The organism is Methanobrevibacter sp. (assembly GCF_036307625.1).
Lineage (GTDB): Archaea > Methanobacteriota > Methanobacteria > Methanobacteriales > Methanobacteriaceae > Methanocatella.
This window is the reverse complement of the sequence record NZ_JAXJXF010000057.1, coordinates 1-1,683: the sequence shown is the minus strand read 5'-3', so window position 1 is coordinate 1,683 and position 1,683 is coordinate 1. Positions and strand designations below refer to the sequence as shown.

Below are 1,683 nucleotides of genomic sequence, written 5' to 3'. Positions count from 1 at the left end.
TGGGGGCATTATCCAAATCAGTAATGTCTGTTAGGATGCCATTTCCGGATCAGGTAAAAGGTGCTGCTCACTTAAAAACTACCAAATCATTTATTGAAGATATAAGTGCTAAAAGGTCATTAAGAATGATTACTTATGGGTCTTTTCCATTATATTTGGCGTTATTTGCTCCTGTAACTGCTGCCGGAAGTATTTTCTTATCTGATATTGTTGCATATCAGCAGGCAAATGGTCCGTTCTTATTCACTGTATCAGGTGCAATTGCGGCTATAGTATTTTTCATTGGTTATATGATAATATTGAATGAATATCCTTTTTCAATCATTAAAGCCAAAAGTGATGTTATTGAAGGGCCTTATATGGAATATGCTGCTAAATATAGGGCTGTTGTTTATATAACAAGAGGATTTTTCATGTTTGTGCTTGGCGCAATTTTTTCAGTATTGTTTATTGGAGTTCCGCCAACAATTCTTTCATGGGGAATTTTAGTTAATATTGTTGTTGCATTGATATTTGTATTTATGATGGGAATCTTTTCAGCATTCAGTCCAGTATTTACTAACAGGCAATTATTGCCAACAATTTTAGGTGCAACATTGCTTGGAATACTGTCTATCATACTTGGATTATTGTGAGGTGATTATTTTGAAATTTGTTATGAGACCGTATCATATGGTAAGTCTTGGAGGATATATAGTGGAATGGGATTTTCCTTATAGGAATCTTATAGTTGTAAATAAAACCTCTGAATCAATTAAAGTCGAAATACCAGTTTTTCATGAAGAATGGATTGCCGAACATAGGGATTTGGGTCTTGAAGTTATTCCGGTTACTGAAAATGATAATTTTTTAAGTATGTGGAAAAGGGCACATGCAGAACTAGATAAAATTAGGCCAAAAAATGAATGATTATACAATAACTATTCAGTCATATGAGAAAAAAGGAGTTTTGGATGATATTACTGATGTCATCACTTCTCATGGTGCTAACATTAGTTATGTTCATCTTTTTGTTGAAAAAAATAATATGGGTTCCATTAACTTGGAATTGGAGCATGTTGAAAATATTGATGAATTGTTGGTGGATTTAAATGAAATTTCAGAGGTTAAATCTGTCGAATTGCATGGTTCTCAATTGGATATCTATGGAAAACGTATTATTATAGTTGGTGGCGGAGCACAAGTATCTCAAGTCGCTAAAGGTGCAATCACTGAAGCAGATAGACATAATATACGTGGTGAACGTATAAGTATAGATACTATTCCATTAGTCGGTGAAAAAAATTTGGCTGAAGCTATTGAAGCTATATCAAGACTTCCTCGTGTTACAGCACTGGTTTTAGCAGGTTCGCTTATGGGCGGTGAAATCACAGAAGCCGTTAAAAATGTTAAAGAAAAAAGCAATCTGATTGTAATTTCTCTGAATATGCCCGGTAGTGTAACGGAATATGCTGACTTGATTATCACTGATCCTATTCAGGCAGGAGTTTTGGCGGTAATGGCAGTTGCAGATACTGCGGTATTTGATATTAAAAGACTCGGCGATAAAATTAAGTATTAATCATGTTTATGGACATATGGGGGAGTTATTTTTAACTCCCTTCTTAACTATTTTTTCAAACATATATTCTCATATTCGCATTTGCTGCATTTTTTAGGATTTATTTTTACATTTGGAATCTT

Annotated in this window: 3 protein-coding genes; all 3 read left to right on the top strand. The window is 33.9% G+C overall.

Annotated elements, in window-relative coordinates:
• The coding region (locus UIB65_RS03425; protein ID WP_330039726.1) for an NADH-quinone oxidoreductase subunit H at positions 1-635 on the top strand (635 nt) is incomplete at its 5' end.
• Between the two features lie 10 nt (positions 636-645).
• A complete protein-coding gene (locus UIB65_RS03420; protein WP_330039725.1) occupies positions 646-909 on the top strand; it encodes an energy-converting hydrogenase B subunit P in 264 nt (87 codons plus the stop codon).
• A complete protein-coding gene (locus UIB65_RS03415; protein ID WP_330039724.1) occupies positions 902-1,561 on the top strand; it encodes a DUF5612 domain-containing protein in 660 nt (219 codons plus the stop codon). The genes UIB65_RS03420 and UIB65_RS03415 overlap by 8 nt, the downstream gene beginning before the upstream one ends.
• Positions 1,562-1,683: the final 122 nt, after the last annotated feature.

Bases quoted from the DNA above. Each gene is read 5' to 3' on its own strand.
- UIB65_RS03415 (WP_330039724.1), top strand. From the start codon at position 902: ATGAATGATTATACAATAACTATTCAGTCATATGAGAAAAAAGGAGTT.